This is a genomic window from Mucilaginibacter lappiensis (assembly GCF_900155965.1).
GTDB lineage: Bacteria > Bacteroidota > Bacteroidia > Sphingobacteriales > Sphingobacteriaceae > Mucilaginibacter > Mucilaginibacter lappiensis.
The window spans coordinates 166,051-186,002 of the sequence record NZ_FTMG01000013.1; the positions used below are offsets into that span (position 1 = coordinate 166,051).

The following is a 19,952-nucleotide window of genomic DNA, read 5'->3' on the forward strand; positions in this document are numbered from 1 at the left end:
AATCGTCACCAAAAATCAATTCAATTACTATCGCCCTATTTTTAACCACGCTGGCTATACTTTCAACCAAGCAGGTACAAACCTTTAGTTGAAGCCAAAGCCCGTCCGATTGAATAAACCGCCATAAGCATTGAAAAAAGACCAAAACACCAGAAAACCTTTGTAATTTTAGACATGATGCAAGTGTTTAAGGGTAAGGCTACTATTACCCAACTCCAATGGCTGGTTTGGATTTTTGTATATATTATCCTCTTCCTGTCCTTTACGTCTATGGATGGCCTTAAAGAAGGGATTTTCTACACCAACCTGTATGTGGTATATTATGTTATGATCATATACGGCAACATCCGTTTTTTGTACCCTCGTTTTTATGAAACCCGCAGATATATTTTGTACGGGTTACTGGCGCTGCTGTTGTTGTTGTTTACAGGGGTAGGCCGGGGTTATGTGAGCACCATTGTTTATAATACCTATTTTGCCAAGCCCGGACAGGCCGAACCTATAACACTCTTAAACCTATTAAAATTTGTTTTGGGTGGAGGGTTGATATTCGCGCTGAGCTTTATATTCCGCATTGCTATCGCTTACTTTAAATTAAAACAGCAAACGGAGGAGATCATGGTGCAAAAAAGCCAGGCCGAGCTCAACCTGCTCAAATCGCAGGTACAGCCGCATTTTTTGTTCAATACCCTTAACAATATTTATTACGAAGCCTATCGCGAAGCACCCAGAACAGCGGCCCTGATAGAGCGCCTCTCAGACATTATGCGCTATTTTTTGGATGAAAGTCCCATGGATGAGGTACCCATTAATACCGAAGTTAAATTTTTGGAGAATTACCTGGAGCTGGAAAAGATCCGCATTCGTCATGAAGTGCAACTCACTTTCACAAAACAATTTAACCCCGACCTTCGTATCCCACCCATGCTGCTGATGACTTTTGTGGAGAATATTTTTAAGCATGGCATCGATAAATCAAGTCTGGATAATTGTGTCAAGATTTCACTGGTTCAGGAGGATAATTACCTGATGTTTGAAACGGTTAACCGCATCTATGACAGGCCAAAACAAAATGGCAGCAGTGGTTTTGGTATCACTAATTTGCGCAAAAGACTTACCTTGCTTTATCAAAACAATTTTGAACTGGATACTCATAAAAACGAACAATCATTTACCGCTTTTTTAAAGATCCCATTAGCGTGAATTTAAGTTGTATTATTATTGACGATGAGCCCAATGCGGTAAAACTGCTGGAAATGCTGATAGGCCAAACTACGCAATGGCAGCTTTTAACCAAATGCTACAACGGCCTGGAAGCACTCGCTTTTTTAAAGGAGAATAAGCATAAGGTTGATTTTATTTTTTTAGACATTAACATGCCCCACCTGAGCGGGATGGAGCTTGCCGGTCTATTACCATCCGATACAAAAATTGTTTTTACTACCGCCTACTCTGAATTTGCTGCCGAGAGCTATACTTTTAAAACTATCGACTATCTGCTGAAACCAATTACCCTAAAACGTTTCCTGGCGGCACAGCAAAAAATAGAGTTTTACTTTGGCAAGACCCCGGCAGCGGTCGCAATGCCTGTACAATCATCAGACCAGGAGTACTTTTTTGTAAAATCGGGCAAGGTACTGCGCAAGATCCTGCTGGAACATATCCTGTACTTTGAGGGCGAAAAAGAATATGTGCGGGTAGTTACCCATACCGATCAGCTGTTGATTTATCGCCGCTTAAAGGATATTGAGGAGCAGCTTACTGTACCGTTCGTACGGGTACACAATTCCTATATCGTCAATACCAAACAGCTCAATAAGATCCAGGATAACCACATCTACATTGGCGACAAACACATCCCCGTAAGCGAAAAATTTAAGGATGGTTTTATGGCGGTTATCAATCAAAGGATATTTTGAGGGGATAGGTATAAAACAATGTTGTCATCCTGAGTGAAGCGAAGGATCTGACTCACATGTCATTGCGAGGAGGAACGACGAAGCAATCTAATCGCGTTCAATATACAAGCGAGGAGATTGCCAAGCTACGCTCGCAATGACATATTTTTTATAAATGATGGAGTTTTAAGAACAGATCACTCAAAACTCACGATACCGTGATCTCACCCCTTAAATCAAATTCCATATAATATTTCACCTGAGCCGGATCATCAAACATCCCCAGCAGATACATCATTTTGGTTACGGCCGATTCAAAGGTCATATCGTAGCCATTAGCCACGCCGATATCTTTTAACTGACGGCTGGTATCGTACCTGCCCAGTTCAACCGTACCTACTTTGCATTGCGAAATATCCACGATAACCTTACCGTTGTCAATAGCGCCTTTCAGCAAATCAATAAACCAGCTATCTGTAGTTGTATTGCCCGCACCAAATGTTTCCATTACAATGCCCCTCACATCAGAGTTTAGGATGGTTTCCACTACCTTGGTACCAATGCCCGGATACAATTTTAATACAGCCACATCACTCACCAGGTTGTTGTGGATAATAAGCTCTGTACCCTCCTGCGGATGCCTGATATCATTGGCGCTAAAACGCAGGTGGACACCAGACTCGGCCAGTATAGGATAATTAGGCGAACGGAATGCTTCGAATTTGGAAGAGTTATATTTAAATGCCCGGTTACCACGGAACAGTTTATAATCAAAATAGATACAAACTTCAGGTACACGTGCACGATCGCCTTTTTTTGATTTGGCAATTTCAATAGCCGTCATCAGGTTTTCCTTGGCATCGGTACGTATGGCGCTTATGGGCAGCTGCGAGCCGGTAAATATGATAGGTTTGCCCAGGTTCTCCAGCATAAAGCTTAAGGCCGATGCGGTATAAGCCATGGTATCGGAGCCGTGCAATATTACAAAGCCATCGTTATCATGATAGTTTGACAGGATAATACCGGCCAGCTCGCTCCAGATAGCCGGATTCATATTTGACGAGTCAATAATCTCATCAAAAGAATGAACCTTAATTTTACAATTTAATTTTTCAAGTTCCGGAACATTATCCATGATATGCTCAAAGTCGATAGGTTTTAAAACTTTGGTCACAGGATCGGTCATCATTCCAATTGTCCCTCCGGTATAGATGATCAGTATCTGGCTCATGAAATAGGTTGTATGCTGTATAAATTCAATAAATAAATGTTGTTAAATACCAAACAGCTTTTTTGAATTTTCGGTAGTTATATCAGCCGCCGTATCCAAATCTATTTGGTGCAGCTCCGCCACTTTTTGTGCAATGTAGATCAGGTACGAACTTTCATTAGGCTTGCCGCGGAACGGAACGGGCGTAAGGTACGGAGAATCTGTTTCTAAAACTATATGTTTTAGGTCAATTTCGGCTACAACTTTATCTAAACCCGAATTTTTGTAGGTAACCACCCCGCCTATACCCAGGTAAAAGCCCAGATCCGTTACTTTTTGGGCCTGATCCAGCGTACCGGTAAAGCAATGGAACACACCGCGCAGGTTCTCGTCCTGTTCTTGTAGTAGTACCTCGTATACTTCATTAAAGGCATCACGACAGTGAATAACAATGGGCAGTTTTAAACTTTTTGCCCAATTGATCTGTTGGCGAAAGGCCTCTATCTGCTCATTTAATGTGGTTTTATCCCAATATAAGTCGATACCGATCTCGCCTATGGCTACAATTTTTTGCTGCTGATGCGCATCGCGAATATCTTTCAGTTCCTGCTGCCAATTCTCTTTTACCGAGCAGGGGTGTAAACCCAGCATCGCGAAACATTGGTCGGGATAAGCCTGCACCAGGTCAAACACCAAAGGCACGGATTCTCTATCAACATTAGGCAAAAATAGCCGGCTGATGTTGTTGTCCAGGCAGCGTTCTATGAGCGCCTTGCGCTTATCGGCAATGGTTTCGTAGTATAGGTGGGTATGTGTGTCGGTTAGTACCATAGTGCAAAAATAAAAAAGCCTTCTGGTTTTTGGCAGAAGGCTTTTATGCTAATTTGTTTTTTTAGTGAGCGGCTTTTTATAAACCCGTTTCTTAGCGGGACTAACTACACCCGCTTTAGCAGGGGCGTGTTTACCTGGTTTAACTTGCACCAGTTCCACATCAAATATCAGCGTACAGTACGGCGGTATATCCTGACCAGCACCTTTATCGCCATAAGCCAGGCTCGATGGGATGATCAGTTTAGCTTTTGAACCTTCGTTCAGTAGTAACAAACCTTCGTCCCAGCCGGGTATCACCTGCTGCTGACCAAGTACTACACTTATCGGCTTATATTCACGACCAGGCTGATCTAAACCTGCGCTTTTAGCTTCTGAAGCGACGCTGGAATCAAAAACTTTACCGTTCAATATACGACCAGTATAATTTACCAATACGGTATCGCCGGCCAATGGCTTGCGTTTTATTGATGGCTTGGTAATTAAATATCTTAATCCAGATCCGGTTGATATCGCATTTATCTTATTGTCGGCCAAATACTTTGCAGCTTCGGTCAATTCTTTATCCTTTAGTTTCTGACCTTCGGCATTATGCTCCTCAATAGCCTCGTTTAACGACTGAATCTTTTCTATTTTGATAACAAAGGTTAAATAACTGCCCTTCGGAAAAAATGGAGGACGGGCCTCTTCATGTCCTTTAAAAACAGAGTCGGTAGGTACTTTAACCAGGGCGCTGTCTTTAACAGTCAGCAAAGGGAACACTTCCATCAGATCGCCTACGTTTTGTGAGGCCTGTACTTGTGCCTGTACCGGTTTACCGGATTTGTAGGTGCTGAACAATAGGGAATCTTTATCCGTAGTTTGGGTAAAGTTAAAAGTGATTACATCGTTCTGTTTTGCTTTGGGGCCGGTATTATTGGTAAATATTTTATACAAAGCGCCGTTGGCGGTCTTTTTCAGATCGGTTGCTTGCTGGGCTTTTACACTGATGGTAAATAAGGTAATCAGGGCCAAGGTGAAATAAATAGTACGTTTCATATTAACAAAAAAAAGCCTTTCTGCCCGTAGGCAAAAAGGCTGTGTTCAATTTCTTTTAATTATTTAGCTGGTGGCGGCGTTAATTGCGGCACAACCGGTTTTGGAGCGTTAGGGTTTGGTTTAACCACATCAACCATTTCCATTTCAAAAACCAATGGAGAGTATGGGCCAATTGGGCCAATTCCCTGATCTTTATAAGCAATGTCAGATGGGATGATGAATATCGCTTTAGCACCTTTGTTTAACAATTGCAAGCCTTCGTCCCAACCTGGTATTACTTTACCCTGGCCAACAGGGATACGGATAGGCGCAAACTGACGCATAGGATCAACCGGTATTTTTGCTTTGGTAGCTTCTGCTTTAATGCTGGTATCAAATACTTTACCGCTAACCATTTTACCGGTGTAATTTACTACTGCGGTGTCGCCAACTGCAGGTTTTGCACCTGTGCCGGGAGTGGTAATCACATACTGCAATCCTGAAGCTGTTTTTTCAAGTTTCAAGTGATTGTCATCAATATATTTTTTGATTTTAGCTGGTTCCTGTGCTTTTAAAGCGTCGCCTTGTGATTTGATATAATCCATTACACGGCCACGGAACACCTGCTCATTCAAGTTACCTTTAGCTATTACTTTTTCAACCTTAACTACAAATACCAGGTATTTGCTTTTAAAGCCTGGAGGACGTTGCTGACCACCTTTAAATATCGAGTCAGACGCTATTTTAAAAGTAGCACTGTCACCTTCACCCAGTAAACCAATACCCGCAACCACATCCCCTTTGGCTTGTGGTTTTGGCATAGCCATTCTTGTAGGCTGGCCGCTTTCATAAGTACTGTTCAGCACAGAGTCGCCATCGGTTTTTACCACCATGTTAAGGCTTATAAAATCGCCTTCTTTAATTTTGGCACCACCTTTAGAAGTGTGAATATTATAAAGCAAGCCACCATCGCCCTGCTTAAATCCACCGTTGCAACTTGCTAAACCTATAGCCGCAAGAGACAAGAACATCAATTTTCTTTTCATTTTTACTGTTTTACTGTATTAATAGTTTTTTATATTCTGGTAATATTAGTTTAAACTGTTGTATAACCTGCTCAAGGCTGTCTTCAGAATGACCGCCGGCCGCATTACGGTGACCGCCACCACTAAAGTATTTTTTAACGATCTCATTAGCCGGAAACTCTCCTTTGGAGCGCAGCGAAAGTTTTACCTTGTCGCGGCGTTCAACAATAAATGCCGCCAGGCGTATGTTGCCCATGGATAAAGCATAATTCACAATGCCCTCCGTATCGCCGGTATCTACATCGTATTTTTCCAGGTCGGCTTTGTTTACCGCAATAATAGCGGTATTATATTCAGGTAATACTTCAAGGCAATTAGCCAGGCAATGCCCTAAAAATCTTAATCTACCCTCAGATGCGCTATTGTAAACCAGCTCATGTATACGCCAGTTAACCGCGCCTGCATCAATCAGGTCGGCAACTATACGGTGTACGGTGGAGGTGGTATTAGGTAAGCGAAATGATGCCGAATCGGTCATGATGCCGGTATACAGGCAGGTAGCTACATCCTTATTAACTAATTCGGGATGATGCAGTTCATTTACAATAAAATCATAAATAAGCTGGGCAGTAGCGCAGGCGTTGATATTCCAGTGCCGGTAATCATCAAAATCTTCGGGCTCCAGGTGATGATCGATCATGATCTTGTAAGCGCTGCTTGCACCAACCAGCTCACCCATTTGATTGATCCTGCCTAACGCGTTAAAATCAAGACAGAAAACGATATCGGCATCAGCAATGAGCGCTGCCGACCGTTCTTGCTGTTCGGTATAAATAATAACCTCTTCGTTACCAGGCATCCAGCTCAAAAAATCAGGATAATCTGTAGGAGTGATCACCTTGGCATGATGGCCCTGCTGTATCAGATAATTATATAACCCTAAGGACGAGCCCATCGCATCACCATCAGGTTTATGATGGGTAGTGATTACTATTTTTTGAGGCTGTGCTAAAAGTTCTTTAAGCGAGGCTAAATCTAACATCAATTTTAAAAAAGAGTTGCAAAGCTAAATAAATAAATTAAATACAAACCATCTAATTTAATTCAAAACGCTTTATGTTACAGATGTAAAAAACTATTTTTGCGGCAATTTTAAAAAGCAATAATGAAACCATCATGAGTTACAACTCAAATCAAAACGAGTGATAGCTTCATTACCATTAAAAAACAAACCATTTCAATGAAAACCAACAGAACTTTTACCATGATAAAGCCAGATGCGGTAGCAAACGGTCACATTGGTGCGATTATAGACAAGATCACGAAGAGTGGATTCAAGATCGTAGCGCTTAAATACACTTCATTAAGTCCCGAAAAAGCAGGTCAGTTTTATGAAGTTCACAAAGAACGTCCTTTTTATAAGGATTTGGTTAGCTTCATGTCTTCTGGCCCTATTGTAGCAGCGATATTGGAGAAAGACAACGCGATTGAAGATTTCCGTAAACTGATAGGTGCTACCGATCCGGCTAAGGCAGAAGAAGGTACTATCCGTAACTTATTTGCCAAATCAATTGATGCAAATGCAGTTCACGGATCTGATTCTGACGAGAATGCCGACATAGAAGGCAACTTCTTCTTTTCGGCTTTCGAAAGATTTTAACCCTTAGGTAACTTACCGGTGTAATTCAGTTAATTACACCGGTAAATGTTATTTTTTTGTTCAGTTTTGGTATATGTTTTGTAGATTTACCTTACAGGGTTAATGTTTCATTTGTATTTATTTTACCCTGAATTAATAAACCTGGTAATTTTTAAAGCTATAGATCATGAAACTATTTCTGAAATGTATCATATACCTGTTAATCGTTGTGTGCCTGGCAGCAGCTTCCATTCTGCTATATAAAGCCCACCCCGAAGTTCAGCTGGCTTTTATTATTCCGGGTATATTCATCTTTGCTTACTCCATGATCAGTGATGATATCAGCGTAAGGCATCGGCTCCGTTTTTCTAAAGGAAAATAACTTCTTCAACCAATATCCCGTTTGCTTTCTCGTTGATCTTATCCATAATCTGGGCGCGCATCATCATGAGCTCGTTTTTGATCACCGACGATTCTATACGTAAAAATAATTTTTTATCGCGAATGAATAACTCTTTAGTACGGTTGGCTACAGGTTTGCCTACCAATTCGGGCCAGGCAGCTACTACAGCGGTTTCATCAAAGCGGCGTTTAATTTTATAAACGTTCAGCATTTGGTCAATAGCATCTTTTAACGATTTGTCATTTGCTTTACGCATCAATTACCCCTCCTGTTACTTTAAATAGTTTTATGTCGACATTTATCTTCTGAAAAATATCCTGCACCCGGTTTACACTGGTATCGGTGATAAACACTTGCCCAAAATCATTATTCGATACCATTTTCATTAGCTTGGTAACGCGTTCATCATCCAGCTTATCAAAAATATCATCCAGCAGCAGCAAGGGTTTAAATCCTTTTTGCTGATATAAAAAGGTATACTGTGCCAGCTTCAGCGCTATCAAAAACGATTTTTGCTGTCCCTGCGATCCAAATTTTTTCATAGACATACCATGGATCCCAAATTGCAGGTCATCCTTATGTATACCCACTGTAGTGCGCTCCAGTGCCCGGTCGCGCTCTACATTCTTTTTTAACAAAGCAGCAAAATCATCCTGCAGCAATTGTGATTCGTAAATCAGCTCTACACGTTCGGCTCCATCACTCAAAAAACGGTAATGACTGTTAAAAATAGCGGTAAAGCTTTCCATAAAAGCTTTGCGCCTTTCAAATATACGGTTGCCGGAACCGGCCAATTGCTCATCCAATACCTCCAGCAAACTGGGGTCATAACGACCCGTATCGGCAATGAGTTTTAACAGTGCATTGCGATTCGCCAGTACCTTGTTGTAAGTAATCAACTCGTCCAGGTAATGGTTATCGGTTTGTGATATCACATTATCAACAAACTTACGGCGTTCCTCACTCCCTTCGGTAATAATACTGGTATCATAGGGTGATATCATCACCAATGGCAGCAACCCAATATGGTCGGCCAGGCGCGGATAGTCCTTTTTGTTGCGTTTAAATTGTTTTTTCTGGTTACGCTTCACCGAGCAGGCTACCGCTTCCGTTTGCTGGTTTTTATTAAAAACACCCGTGATGATAAAAAAATCCTCGTCCTGCTTTATTTGCTGGCTATCTATCGGGTTAAAATAGCTTTTGCACAACGACAGGTAGTGAATGGCATCCAGCAGATTGGTTTTGCCGGCACCATTATTACCGGTAAAGGCATTCACCCCCGCACTAAACACAAGCTCGGCCTCCTGGTAATTTTTAAAATTGATAACTGACAGTTGCTGCAAATACATAACGGGGAGGCAAAGTTAGGGAATTAGTTCATTAGTTCACTCGTATCATTGGTTTATCTGAACCATGATTTACGTGATTTCCCCTTTTTCACCACAAACGAAACAACATTACTTGATGACTGATAGTTTACTTGCAAAATCTGCCAGGTAAACCGCTTGCTCTGGGGTAATTAATTGAATATTGCCTATAATTAACGTGCTGTTCACTATCTCTATAATAAAATCATCCAATTGGATATTCATGATAGCGGCTCTAAAATTACTGGTCATAGCCAGGGTGGCTTTTTCCGGGTCATTGGCAACCACGTAAAACCGGCTGCTAAAAGTTGGATCATCTTTAAAATGTAACTCTACGGGATGTACCAGGTTCAGGATTTTGTCAACAAGTGTTTCCCTTCTGATGATTACCCGCCCAAAATCATTGCGTAATGTTGCTGATGCCCATAGCTGACATTTGTAATAACTGATACCAGCACCCGGTCCCTGCCCGGTTTTTATAACTGTATGAGTTTTTACGTAAGTGAGATAGCAGCCGCTTTCAGGGTGATTAATTAACAAAGTCCCCCCGATGGTTGCATTAGGATAATTACTAAATACATCAAATTCTTTTAGCTTCATAACATCATCATTGGCAAGGCCAACTTTGAAGCTTTTTTTAACTGTTTCATAGCTGGCCTCAAGTGCCTGCATGTCATCGGCATCAAGATTTGTGGTATCAAAAGGTAATTTCTCCATGGCTATTGTACAGTAAATGTATCTTATCTTTTTGTAATTGATGCAGAGTAAGGTTATTTTATCTGACCCGTGATTTACCTGATTTCAGGATCATAAAGATTACAGCAAAAATCAGGAGAATCATATATGCTACTAATCATGATTCAGATAAAATCCATCTCAATTCGTCCTCTCTACCCAATAAACTTTTGTATAATAACCCTAATGAACTTCTATTTAAAGATTTAATACAAAAGCTATTGCCAGAAATTTTGAAAACTGTAACTTTGCACACTTAATTTTAGAACAACAATGTCAAAAACCCAGGCGAATACCAAAGTTACAGCACCAGAAAGTAATTTAGGGCAAAGCGGAAATTTCGTGCGCGAGAATCAAAAAAGCCTATTATTTATAGGTGGGGCTATCATTGCCCTTATTGCTATTTATCTTTTATATCTGAAATTATATTTAGGTCCACGCGAAATAACCGCTGCCGACCAAATGCACGTTGCGCAGGATTTTTGGGCTAAAAAAGATTGGGACAAAGCTATTAAAGGTGATGCCAGCTATCCGGGTTTTGAAAAAATCATTACCGAATACAGCAATACCAAGGCTGCTAACCTGGCTTATTTTTACTTAGGCACTGCTTATTTAAACAAAGGCGAATACCGTAAAGCTCTTGATAACCTGAACAACTATCGTGGCGACGACAGCATGGTAGCTGCCGAAGCATTGGGCAGCGCAGGTGATGCCTACGTTGAACTAAAAGATTATGATAAAGCAGCCTCATCATTTAGCAAAGCTGTTGATAAAGCGAAGAACAAATTTTTATCACCTCTTTACTTAAAAAAACTAGGCTTGGTTTACGAAGAGCAAAAAGATAATAAATCGGCCACTGAGGCTTACAAAAGGATAAAATCAGAATATCCTGAAAGTGCCGAAGCACAAAATATTGACGAGTATATAGCTCGTACCGAAGCGAAACAATAATTCTCGATTTCGGATATCGGATGTTCGATTTCGGATTTACTGACTTGCAAAGGCCTTTAAATCCAGAATCGAACATTTTTTTTATAAGCAAATCCGAAATCGAACATCCGATATCCGAAATATAGATAAATCCGAAATCGAACATCCCAAATCCGAAATCAAAAAATCATGGCTACACAGCTTAAAAACCTATCAGATTTTTCAAATACCGAGATACCATCAGCACAACCATACCGCTTTGGTATTGTGGTAGCCGAATGGAATGCCGAAATCACCAATGCGCTTTACCACGGTGCCTATCAAAGTTTGGTAAATAATGGCGCCTTGCCCGAAAACATTTCAGTATACCCTGTACCAGGCAGCTTCGAGCTTACGTCAGGTGCCGATCTGTTATTAAAAAAAGGCGGATTGGACGCAGTCATATGCCTGGGCTGTGTGATACAGGGTGAAACCCGTCATTTTGATTTTATTTGCGATGCCGTAGCAAACGGTGTAAGTAATGTTGCCATAAAATATTCAAAACCTGTTATATTTGGTGTATTAACCACCGATAATCAGCAACAGGCTATTGACCGTGCCGGTGGTAAACATGGTAACAAAGGCGATGAAGCCGCTATTACAGCGATAAAAATGGCCCATCTCGCCGAAACATTAAAGAGCTAATCAACGTAAAAAACGGTATCAATTAATACGATGAAAAAAATTATTTACATAGCGTTTATTGCCCTGGCAGTTGGCAGCATTGTCTCATCATGCTCCAACAAACTATGCCCAGCTTATGGTTCGTATCCTAAAAGTGGTCGTTAACAGGCAATTGTCATTTTTTATTTTCATTTAAAGCTATAGGGAGTTTTTTGTGTTATTTTGTAAGTTAGTTTTACTTATAGCACAGCACACTATATCATTATCTTTATGAATTGGATTTCGTTGGAGTCGGCAGATCAATTGAATAGCATTAAGCAGCACGAGGGCTACAGTTTGATATTTAAACATAGTACACGCTGTTCCATCAGCATGATGGCAAAAAAACGTTTTGAGTTGGACTGGGAAGATCTTCCCGAAGATATGCCTCTTTATTTCCTTGACCTGATTAGCTATCGCGACCTGTCAAAACAAGTAGCAGATGTTTTCCAGGTACACCATGAATCGCCACAACTGCTGTTGATCAAAGACGGCGAATGCGTGCTTGATCAATCACATGGTCAGATCTCAGTTGACGAAGCCCTGTCGGTTTTAGTTTAGCCAAGAATTTCAGGGATTTTATTAATTGAAGGCCTGTCATCCTGAGCTTGTCGAAGCATCGTGCGTAGAGGCCTGCCCACCATGCTTCGACAAGCTCAGGATGACAGTCGGTATATTTTATCTTGTTTCCTGATTCTTACCTCTTGTTTCTACATACCTATTATAATTTATTCGTAAAACTTGCGCAATAGCCCATAAAGGGTTATTTGGTTTTTAATTACATTTGTACCATGATTGATTTGCCGGTAATTCCTGCTGTTAGCCAACAAGCCCAACGCAAGCCCGATTGGCTTAGGGTAAAGCTTCCTATTGGAAAAGAATATACACATGTACGCAGTTTGGTTGATGAACATAAACTGCATACCATTTGTGAGAGTGGTAATTGCCCTAATATGGGTGAATGCTGGGGAGCCGGTACAGCTACTTTCATGATACTGGGTAATATTTGCACACGCTCCTGCTCGTTTTGCGCGGTAGCAACCGGCAGGCCATTAGCCGTTGACGTAGATGAGCCTAACCGCGTAGCGACATCGGTAAAACTAATGCAGGTGAAACACTGTGTGATTACTTCTGTTGACCGTGACGACCTGAAAGATGGCGGATCCATTATCTGGGCCGAAACGATCAATGCGATACGCCGCGAAAGTCCGGATACTACACTGGAAACTTTACTGCCCGATTTCAGAGGCAACTGGGATAATCTGGCACGTGTGCTGGAAACCCGTCCTGAGGTGGTATCGCACAACCTGGAAACCGTACGCCGCTTGACCAAAGAGGTTCGTATCCAGGCCAAGTACGATCGCAGTCTGGAAGCCTTAAAACACGTATCTGAAGCTGGTTTACGCACCAAATCGGGCATTATGCTGGGTTTAGGCGAAACCGAAGATGATATTTTAGAGGCTATGGACGATCTGCTGGCGGCTGGTGTACACATACTTACTTTAGGCCAATACTTACAGCCAACACGTAACCACCACCCGGTAATTGACTGGATTCACCCGGATCAGTTTGCCCGGTTAAAACAATTTGGATTAGATAAAGGTTTTAAATACGTGGAGAGCGGACCATTGGTACGTTCATCCTATCATGCAGAAAAACATCTGTTTGATATGTGATAATTCCTTTATATATTCACACCGTTGAGTAAGAAACATAAAATATCGCTAACAGAAGAACAATTGGTTTTTTCATTGAGAAATCATGAGAAAATAGCTATTGAGGCGCTATATGATATGTATTCCGCTTCACTGTTCGGCGTAATTTCGCGTATTGTTATCGACACTGCCATTGCCGAAGATGTTTTACAGGAAACTTTTGTAAAAATCTGGCACTCTTTCTCCAGCTATAGTACAGAAAAAGGTCGCTTATTTACCTGGATGGTAAATATTGCGCGCAACTTGGCTATAGACAAGATCCGATCAAAAGATTTTAAGAATCAGAATAAAAACCAGGAGATTGAAAATATCGTAAATTCCATTGACGAACAAAGAAACACAGTTTACAAGCCTGAGTTGATGGGTGTTAAAGATTTGGTTGAGACGTTAAGGCCTGAACAAAAATCAATAATCGATCTGGTGTATTTTAAAGGTTACACTCATGTGGAAGCGGCTGATGAATTAGGCATTCCGTTGGGTACCATTAAAACACGGTTGCGAATGGGTATACAGCAACTCAGAAAACATTTTAATTGAAGTAGTGGAAGATATAAGAGCATATATAGAAACAGGGATACTGGAACTTTACGTTCTGGGGGATGTAACCCCCGACGAAAAGTTGCAGGTAGAGGAGATGGCCAAGAAACATCCTGCCGTAAAAGCGGAATTGGATGAAATTGGGCGCTCCCTGGAACTGTATGCTCGTGAAAATGCAGTTGAACCGTCAGAAGCCCTGCGCGACCGGGTAATGGGCAGCATCCTCACCAATCTTGCCGATGATAACAACTTTCCTGAAAAACCCCAGCATGTTAACCACAAGGTAGTGGAGTTAACTGCCCGTAAAGAAAGTAACTTTTATAAATATGCCTTTGCTGCCAGTTTGGCCTTATTAGTAGCCAGTACCATTGCTTTGGTAAATACTTACTCGCGCCTAAAGAACTCTAACGACCAGTTGGTGGCTATGCAATTGCAAAATCAGCATTTCAGCAACCGGGTAAACCTGATGGACAGGGAACTGACCATTTTCCGCGATCCATCCTTTAAACTACTAAAATTACAGGGAACAGCTAAAACACCGGCATCGGTTGTAACGCTGGCATTTAGCCCTGCTAAGCAAAAAGTAATTATTGATATGGGTAATGTTAAACTGCCCGAGAACGATAAAGACCACCAATACCAGCTTTGGGCATTAGTTGGCGGTAAACCAGTTGACCTGGGTGTTTTTGATGCCAAGACCGACTCTACTGATATGAAAGAGATGAAGTCCATAGCGCTTGCTGATGCTTTTGCAGTAACCCTTGAACCAAAAGGCGGCAGCGTTAACCCAACCATGGATCAAATGGTAGTTTTGGGTAAATTCTAATCCAGGTTATCCCCCTATTTTATTACTTTTATCATACTTCCACTTCTGGAGGCAATCCTCTATTCCTGATAGTTTTAACAAATTTTAACATAGTTTACATACCAATTAATGCCATTTTGGGTTATTTTTGCAAACAAAGCCGTACCTTATCATGTTATTTAACAATTATTTAACCAGAATCCAGACAAAATATTTGTTTTTTTGTAACTATTAGGGTAGTTGGTGCGTCTTATGTATAGTTAGATCGATAAAACCTAATAAATATCATAAATCTAACACCATAAATATGAGTATTTAGTTCTTTATAAGATCAGTTAATAGTTAATCAAAAACGGTTGTATAAATACTTGCGACCGTTTTTTTTATGCCATTAATTTGGCCATGGTAGCCGGTAGTTGCACGATTAGCTTACCAGGCAACGCCACATTTAATCTATTGGGCAAAGCCAATTCATCACCCGCTTTGCCATGTATATAAATACCGATAAGACAGGCTTGCAAAGCTGTATACTTCTGAGCGAGCAGCGCCGCAATAATCCCGGTCAGCACATCGCCCATACCTCCGGACGCCATAGCCGCATTACCCGATGAGTTAAAGTAAGCCTGGCCCTCGGGCGATAAGGTTATAGTATAATCATTTTTTAAAACGATATAGATATTTAGTTTTTTGGATTGCTCTATACCAGTTTGCAGCCTTTGCCACCAGTTTTTGTGCTCTCCAAATAAGCGGTCAAACTCTTTCATGTGAGGTGTTAACACACTGCCTTCTGGCAATTTTTTCAATAATTCAGGATGTTCAGCCAACAAGTTAAGCGCGTCGGCATCAATCACGATGGGCTTTTTATAGTTTTTGATCAATGCTGATAACAATTTAAAAGCATCCTCATCTTTACCCAAACCCGGGCCTATAGCTATCGAACTAAATTTATCCCATTCTATTTCAGGCAATTTATTTTCCTTACGCACAATGGCCATAATCTCGGGCAGATAGCTGTTCAGGGCAATCAGGCCGCTTTCAGGCACACAGACAGTTGTAAGTCCTGCCCCGGCATGAACTGCCGCCGAAGAGCTTAATAGAGCCGCACCCATGGTTTTGGCCTGCCCGGCAATAAGCAGAGCATGCCCATAGGTCCCCTTGTTACTAAAACGCTTCCTCGGCTTCAGCCAGGCCTTTATATCCTTTTCCTCCATAAACTGGTAAACCGAGTTTAGGGATTGTACATATTTTTCGTCGATACCAATGTTTACCGCTTCCCAGCAATGGATGTAAGGTGCCGATTCCGGCAGTAAAAAATTGATCCGGGGTTGCTGAAAGGTGATCACCAGGTCGGCTTCAATAGCTATAGTATCCGGCTGTATTTCTCCGTCGCAGAAAAGCCCGGTAGGTACATCAACCGCTACAACCGTTTTGTTTAAAGCATTGATGTGTTTAACCAATCGCTCATAGTCGCCGGTAAGTGGTTTGTTCAGGCCGCTGCCTAAAAGTGCGTCGATAATGATGGAACTGTTTTCATCCGGAAGATCGTCGCCTTTATTTATTTCACTTACCGGAATGTCAATTTGTTTTAAACGCTCCAGGTTTATATCAAAATCTGCAGAAGTTTTGTCGCTGAAACGCACTATCCTTACGGTTAGTTCTTTATACTGATGCTGATGGAGTATACGCGCAATAGCTAATCCGTCGCCACCATTATTGCCCGTGCCACAGTAAAAACTGATGGCTTGTTTTTTATCCGGAAAATGATTGATGAACCAGCCCACAAATGCTTTGGAAGCTCGTTCCATCAGATCGACGGATGAGATGGGCTCATGGGCTATAGTATAGGCATCAGCCTGGCGTATTTGTTCGGCAATTAATAAAGGCAGCATATTATTCTAAAGTAAGGAATAAGATGTTTTGTTTTTGTAAAGTTCTTAATGCCCAAAACTAAACTTACCCATCAGCACCGCGGGGTTATTGCCGATAGTCATAGGCTCGCCGCACAGGGCCTCGTTGCCCAGCAGGGCAAATAGGATAGCTTCTTTAGCATCCGGATCAATCCCCAGGCTGCCAGTATCAGCAATGTAAGCGTCTGCTAATGCCTGTTTTAAATGATTAACGACAAAGGGGTTCCTGGCACCGCCTCCGCTTATAAATACATGCAGATCATGGGCCAAGATGTTTGTGCGGATAAAATGTTCAATGGCTACCGCAGTAAACATGCTTAAGGTACTTACCAGGTCTTCGTTTTTAATGTGTTCTGTGCCTGTTCGTAACTGTGCCTGCTCTACATAGGGCAAACCGAATAACTCCGGACCTGTAGTTTTTGGAGCCTCTTCTTCAAAAAAAGCGTGATTGAGCAATGCACTCAGCAGGTCCTCGTTTACTTTACCGCTATCTGCAATAGCCGAATCTTTGTCGTACGCCATATTAAAAAATTTACGGCATGCTGCATCGATCAGCGTATTTCCGGGACCAATATCTGTGCACAAGATTTCACTGGCATCGCCATCAGCAGGGAGATAGGTGAGGTTGGCAATCCCTCCGATATTTAACAGTATACGATTTTCTCCAGACTTACTGCCCAGCAGCACATCGCCATATAGAGCCAGGGGAGCGCCTTCGCCACCGGCAGCAATATGTTTCTGCCTGAAATCGCTGATGGTTAGTATCCCGGTTTTTACCGCCAAGTGGTCGCCATCGCCAATTTGCAGGGTAGCATTAGGGTAATTGCCGCGGTGATGCAGCCGTTGTGGCGCATGGTAAATAGTTTGCCCATGACTGGCTATAAAATCAACTGAGGCGGCATCTATACCCCAACCAGCCAGGGCTTCTAAAACCAGTTCGCCATGATAGTTGCCTATAAAAGCGTTCAGTAAAGTTACCTGCTCCAGATCGGCTGTTTTGCGGGCAAAAACCTGCTGCACCTCATCTTTAAAACTTTGGGGATATGGTATGGTAATAAACTGCAGCAGCTTGAATTGTGGTTGCAAACCGCTGCTGGTAAAACTGCATAAGGCAATGTCCAATCCATCCAATGAGGTACCTGACATAAGACCGATACCAATTTTTCTTGTTTTTTGGGCGATAGTGAACAGCTGCTGCAGATTTTGATTAAACGGTAACATGGCTTTAAATTACAATTTGCTGCGTGACTTTGCAAAAGTTAAATGAATAAGAGACTTTATCCTAACTCATCTCCAAAGGAGAGGGGCTTAACGCAAACGTTTGCGAATCAAAGTCCTCTCCAAGAGGAGAGGTTTTACGTTAAATTAATAGCCGCACTACCTAAATATCTGATATATTTGTTTTGAAACAAGCATATAAACTTATTAATATTGATACATGGCCCGATTAAATTTATTGGAAGAGACCCGGTACGAGAAGCTGCCGGTAAGCGTTTATGGTAACCAGCAAGAGGCCTCGGTAGCGGTGGCGGCTCGTATTGCAGCACTGATCCGTGATAAACAAAGCAAGGGTAAAAAAACCGTACTCGGTTTGGCTACCGGTGTTACCCCCATCCGCGTGTATGCCGAACTGATTCGTTTACACCAGGAAGATGGTTTGTCTTTCCGTGACGTGATCACTTTCAATCTCGATGAGTATTTTCCCATGAAACCCGACGCGGCTCAAAGCTACGTTACTTTCATGTATGAGAACCTTTTCAGCCATGTAGATATTGATAAGGCCAATGTACATATCCCCGATGGCACGCTGGATAAAGATGATGTGGTGGCTTTCTGTTTAAACTATGAGCGCCAGATCGAAGAACTCGGTGGCCTTGATCTCCAGATCCTGGGTATTGGTCGTACCGGCCACATCGGTTTTAACGAGCCGGGTTCGGCTCCTAACTCGGGTACCCGTCTGGTAACCCTGGACGACCTGACCCGCAGTGATGCTGCCCGTGATTTCGGTGGTAAAGCCAATGTGCCTACCAAAGCCATCACCATGGGGATCGGTACTATTTTTAAAGCCCGCGAGATTATCCTGATGGCCTGGAGCAAGAAAAAAGCACCCATCATCAAAAAAGCGGTGGAAGGTGAAATATCGGGCGAGGTACCGGCTACTTACCTGCAATTGTCTGACCATGTAGAATTTGTACTGGATGAAGCTGCTGCTTCGGAGCTGACCCGTTTTGATACGCCTTGGTTGGTGAAAGATTGTTCATGGGAAGATAATGTATTAAAGAAGAAAGCCGTGATCTGGCTGGCTGATACCATTGGTAAGCCGGTATTGAAACTCACTGAAGAGGATTACAATAACCACGGCATGGCGCAGCTGGCTGTGGAGCAGGGTCCGGTATACAACATCAATATTGATATTTTTAACCAGATCCAACATACCATTACCGGATGGCCGGGTGGTAAGCCGGATGCAGATGATTCGCAGCGTCCGGAGCGGGCTTTGCCTGCCAAAAAACGGTCGATCATTTTTTCTCCGCACCCGGATGATGATGTGATCTCTATGGGCGGTACTTTTATCCGCCTGGTTGATCAGGGGCATGATGTGCATGTGGCCTATCAAACTTCGGGGAATACCGCCGTTTGGGATGATGATGTATTACGGTATATGGAATTTGCTATTGATTTTACCAACTCTATTGGGGAAGATTCTGGTCACCTGCATCAATTATATGAAGAGATGCGGGCTTTTTTCCCGAATAAACAACCCAACCAGATCGATACGCAGGAGATCCGCAATGTGAAAGGTTTCATTCGTAAGACCGAGGCGATCTCGGGTGCCCGTTACGCGGGTTTACCGGATGATCATATCCATTTTATGGCTTTGCCTTTTTACGAAACCGGTAAGACCAAGAAAAATGCCGTGGGCGAGGAAGATATCCTGCTGACCATTGAACTGTTACAAAAAGTAAAACCACAGCAGATCTTTGCTGCCGGTGATTTTGCTGATCCGAATGGTACGCATTTGGTTTGTTTTAACATTATCCTGGCTGCTTTGGATCGTCTGAAGGCGACTGAAGCCTGGGTTAAGGATTGCTGGTTATGGATGTACCGCGGCGCCTGGCATGAGTTTGAAACTTATGAAATTGAAATGGCCGTGCCTTTGTCACCCCAGGAGGTGATCCGCAAGCGGAATGCTATCTTTAAACATCAGTCCCAAAAAGACCGCCCCGTTTTCCC

General features: G+C 42.2%; 21 protein-coding genes. 11 read left to right on the plus strand and 10 right to left on the minus strand.

All coding sequences use genetic code 11. The features are described from left to right. Positions 1–174: 174 nt before the first annotated feature. Both BW976_RS21505 and BW976_RS21510 read left to right on the plus strand, forming a co-directional pair. On the plus strand, positions 175–1,203 hold the full coding sequence (locus BW976_RS21505) for a sensor histidine kinase (protein ID WP_084192297.1): 1,029 nt from the start codon (positions 175–177) through the stop codon (positions 1,201–1,203). Continuing rightward, on the plus strand, positions 1,200–1,919 hold the full coding sequence (locus BW976_RS21510) for a LytR/AlgR family response regulator transcription factor (RefSeq protein WP_076376344.1): 720 nt from the start codon (positions 1,200–1,202) through the stop codon (positions 1,917–1,919). Before BW976_RS21505 ends, BW976_RS21510 begins: the two co-directional genes overlap by 4 nt. Before the next feature lie 187 nt (positions 1,920–2,106). Here the strand turns inward: BW976_RS21510 and BW976_RS21515 are convergent, their stop codons facing one another. From BW976_RS21515 to BW976_RS21535, 5 genes are read right to left on the minus strand one after another with little or no spacing between them, the layout of a single operon-like run. Next, positions 2,107–3,129, minus strand: a complete 1,023-nt coding sequence (locus BW976_RS21515; protein ID WP_076376346.1) for an asparaginase — start codon at positions 3,127–3,129, stop codon at positions 2,107–2,109. A 42-nt stretch (positions 3,130–3,171) separates the two neighbouring features. After that, a complete protein-coding gene (locus BW976_RS21520) occupies positions 3,172–3,939 on the minus strand; it encodes a TatD family hydrolase (protein WP_076376348.1) in 768 nt (255 codons plus the stop codon). Between the two features lie 48 nt (positions 3,940–3,987). Further along, entirely contained in the window at positions 3,988–4,974 is a 987-nt protein-coding gene (locus BW976_RS21525) for an FKBP-type peptidyl-prolyl cis-trans isomerase (protein WP_076376350.1), read from the minus strand. Positions 4,975–5,033: 59 nt separating this feature from the next. Further along, positions 5,034–5,999, minus strand: coding sequence for an FKBP-type peptidyl-prolyl cis-trans isomerase (locus BW976_RS21530; RefSeq protein ID WP_076376352.1), 966 nt, complete (start codon positions 5,997–5,999; stop codon positions 5,034–5,036). Positions 6,000–6,009: 10 nt separating this feature from the next. After that, positions 6,010–7,020, minus strand: a complete 1,011-nt coding sequence (locus BW976_RS21535; protein WP_076376354.1) for a DHH family phosphoesterase — start codon at positions 7,018–7,020, stop codon at positions 6,010–6,012. A 198-nt stretch (positions 7,021–7,218) separates the two neighbouring features. On the opposite strand from BW976_RS21535, the gene BW976_RS21540 reads away from it, so the two are divergent. Further along, positions 7,219–7,638 (plus strand): nucleoside-diphosphate kinase, encoded by a 420-nt coding sequence (locus tag BW976_RS21540; RefSeq protein ID WP_076376356.1) that lies wholly within the window; start codon positions 7,219–7,221, stop codon positions 7,636–7,638. Between the two features lie 166 nt (positions 7,639–7,804). Then, complete coding sequence (locus BW976_RS21545; RefSeq protein ID WP_076376358.1) at positions 7,805–7,999, plus strand: hypothetical protein; 195 nt, start codon at positions 7,805–7,807, stop codon at positions 7,997–7,999. On the opposite strand, the gene BW976_RS21550 is transcribed toward BW976_RS21545, so the two are convergent. From BW976_RS21550 to BW976_RS21560, 3 genes are all read right to left on the minus strand, one after another. Continuing rightward, positions 7,986–8,276 (minus strand): DciA family protein, encoded by a 291-nt coding sequence (locus BW976_RS21550; RefSeq protein ID WP_076376360.1) that lies wholly within the window; start codon positions 8,274–8,276, stop codon positions 7,986–7,988. The two genes, BW976_RS21545 and BW976_RS21550, sit on opposite strands and share 14 nt — an antisense overlap. Then, the gene (gene recF / locus BW976_RS21555) at positions 8,269–9,369 is read right to left on the minus strand and encodes a DNA replication/repair protein RecF (protein ID WP_076376362.1); all 1,101 of its coding nucleotides are present in this window, start codon (positions 9,367–9,369) and stop codon (positions 8,269–8,271) included. The genes BW976_RS21550 and recF overlap by 8 nt, the downstream gene beginning before the upstream one ends. Positions 9,370–9,477: 108 nt before the next feature. Then, positions 9,478–10,104, minus strand: coding sequence for a hypothetical protein (locus BW976_RS21560; RefSeq protein WP_076376364.1), 627 nt, complete (start codon positions 10,102–10,104; stop codon positions 9,478–9,480). Between the two features lie 291 nt (positions 10,105–10,395). Here BW976_RS21560 and BW976_RS21565 point away from each other — a divergent pair, with 291 nt between their 5' ends. The 6 genes from BW976_RS21565 to BW976_RS21590 all read left to right on the plus strand — a co-directional run bounded on the left by BW976_RS21565 (position 10,396) and on the right by BW976_RS21590 (position 14,832). Next, entirely contained in the window at positions 10,396–11,073 is a 678-nt protein-coding gene (locus BW976_RS21565) for a tetratricopeptide repeat protein (RefSeq protein WP_076376366.1), read from the plus strand. Positions 11,074–11,241: 168 nt separating this feature from the next. Then, positions 11,242–11,736, plus strand: coding sequence for a 6,7-dimethyl-8-ribityllumazine synthase (gene ribH / locus BW976_RS21570; RefSeq protein ID WP_076376368.1), 495 nt, complete (start codon positions 11,242–11,244; stop codon positions 11,734–11,736). 249 nt (positions 11,737–11,985) lie between these two features. Continuing rightward, the gene (ytxJ, locus tag BW976_RS21575; RefSeq protein ID WP_076376370.1) at positions 11,986–12,315 is read left to right on the plus strand and encodes a bacillithiol system redox-active protein YtxJ; all 330 of its coding nucleotides are present in this window, start codon (positions 11,986–11,988) and stop codon (positions 12,313–12,315) included. 230 nt (positions 12,316–12,545) lie between these two features. Then, on the plus strand, positions 12,546–13,430 hold the full coding sequence (lipA, locus tag BW976_RS21580) for a lipoyl synthase (RefSeq protein ID WP_076376372.1): 885 nt from the start codon (positions 12,546–12,548) through the stop codon (positions 13,428–13,430). A gap of 24 nt (positions 13,431–13,454) precedes the next feature. Further along, on the plus strand, positions 13,455–14,006 hold the full coding sequence (locus tag BW976_RS21585) for an RNA polymerase sigma factor (protein WP_076376374.1): 552 nt from the start codon (positions 13,455–13,457) through the stop codon (positions 14,004–14,006). 4 nt (positions 14,007–14,010) lie between these two features. After that, on the plus strand, positions 14,011–14,832 hold the full coding sequence (locus BW976_RS21590) for an anti-sigma factor (RefSeq protein ID WP_076376376.1): 822 nt from the start codon (positions 14,011–14,013) through the stop codon (positions 14,830–14,832). A gap of 362 nt (positions 14,833–15,194) precedes the next feature. Here BW976_RS21590 and BW976_RS21595 read toward each other — a convergent pair whose 3' ends face one another. Next, positions 15,195–16,700 carry a bifunctional ADP-dependent NAD(P)H-hydrate dehydratase/NAD(P)H-hydrate epimerase gene (locus BW976_RS21595; protein WP_076376378.1) on the minus strand — a complete coding sequence of 502 codons (1,506 nt, stop codon included), beginning with the start codon at positions 16,698–16,700 and terminating at the stop codon, positions 15,195–15,197. Between the two features lie 45 nt (positions 16,701–16,745). Then, on the minus strand, positions 16,746–17,939 hold the full coding sequence (locus tag BW976_RS21600) for an anhydro-N-acetylmuramic acid kinase (RefSeq protein WP_076376380.1): 1,194 nt from the start codon (positions 17,937–17,939) through the stop codon (positions 16,746–16,748). Between the two features lie 217 nt (positions 17,940–18,156). Between BW976_RS21600 and nagB the strand changes: the two genes are divergently transcribed. Next, the coding region (nagB, locus tag BW976_RS21605) for a glucosamine-6-phosphate deaminase (protein ID WP_076376382.1) at positions 18,157–19,952 on the plus strand (1,796 nt) is incomplete at its 3' end.

Bases quoted from the DNA above. Each gene is read 5' to 3' on its own strand.
- BW976_RS21505 (WP_084192297.1), top strand. From the start codon at position 175: ATGATGCAAGTGTTTAAGGGTAAGGCTACTATTACCCAACTCCAATGG.
- lipA (WP_076376372.1), top strand. From the start codon at position 12,546: ATGATTGATTTGCCGGTAATTCCTGCTGTTAGCCAACAAGCCCAACGC.
- BW976_RS21550 (WP_076376360.1), bottom strand. From the start codon at position 8,276: ATGCGTAAAGCAAATGACAAATCGTTAAAAGATGCTATTGACCAAATG.
- BW976_RS21530 (WP_076376352.1), bottom strand. From the start codon at position 5,999: ATGAAAAGAAAATTGATGTTCTTGTCTCTTGCGGCTATAGGTTTAGCA.
- ytxJ (WP_076376370.1), top strand. From the start codon at position 11,986: ATGAATTGGATTTCGTTGGAGTCGGCAGATCAATTGAATAGCATTAAG.
- BW976_RS21545 (WP_076376358.1), top strand. From the start codon at position 7,805: ATGAAACTATTTCTGAAATGTATCATATACCTGTTAATCGTTGTGTGC.
- BW976_RS21600 (WP_076376380.1), bottom strand. From the start codon at position 17,939: ATGTTACCGTTTAATCAAAATCTGCAGCAGCTGTTCACTATCGCCCAA.
- BW976_RS21540 (WP_076376356.1), top strand. From the start codon at position 7,219: ATGAAAACCAACAGAACTTTTACCATGATAAAGCCAGATGCGGTAGCA.
- ribH (WP_076376368.1), top strand. From the start codon at position 11,242: ATGGCTACACAGCTTAAAAACCTATCAGATTTTTCAAATACCGAGATA.
- BW976_RS21565 (WP_076376366.1), top strand. From the start codon at position 10,396: ATGTCAAAAACCCAGGCGAATACCAAAGTTACAGCACCAGAAAGTAAT.
- recF (WP_076376362.1), bottom strand. From the start codon at position 9,369: ATGTATTTGCAGCAACTGTCAGTTATCAATTTTAAAAATTACCAGGAG.
- BW976_RS21525 (WP_076376350.1), bottom strand. From the start codon at position 4,974: ATGAAACGTACTATTTATTTCACCTTGGCCCTGATTACCTTATTTACC.
- BW976_RS21535 (WP_076376354.1), bottom strand. From the start codon at position 7,020: ATGTTAGATTTAGCCTCGCTTAAAGAACTTTTAGCACAGCCTCAAAAA.
- BW976_RS21515 (WP_076376346.1), bottom strand. From the start codon at position 3,129: ATGAGCCAGATACTGATCATCTATACCGGAGGGACAATTGGAATGATG.
- BW976_RS21595 (WP_076376378.1), bottom strand. From the start codon at position 16,700: ATGCTGCCTTTATTAATTGCCGAACAAATACGCCAGGCTGATGCCTAT.
- BW976_RS21560 (WP_076376364.1), bottom strand. From the start codon at position 10,104: ATGGAGAAATTACCTTTTGATACCACAAATCTTGATGCCGATGACATG.
- BW976_RS21520 (WP_076376348.1), bottom strand. From the start codon at position 3,939: ATGGTACTAACCGACACACATACCCACCTATACTACGAAACCATTGCC.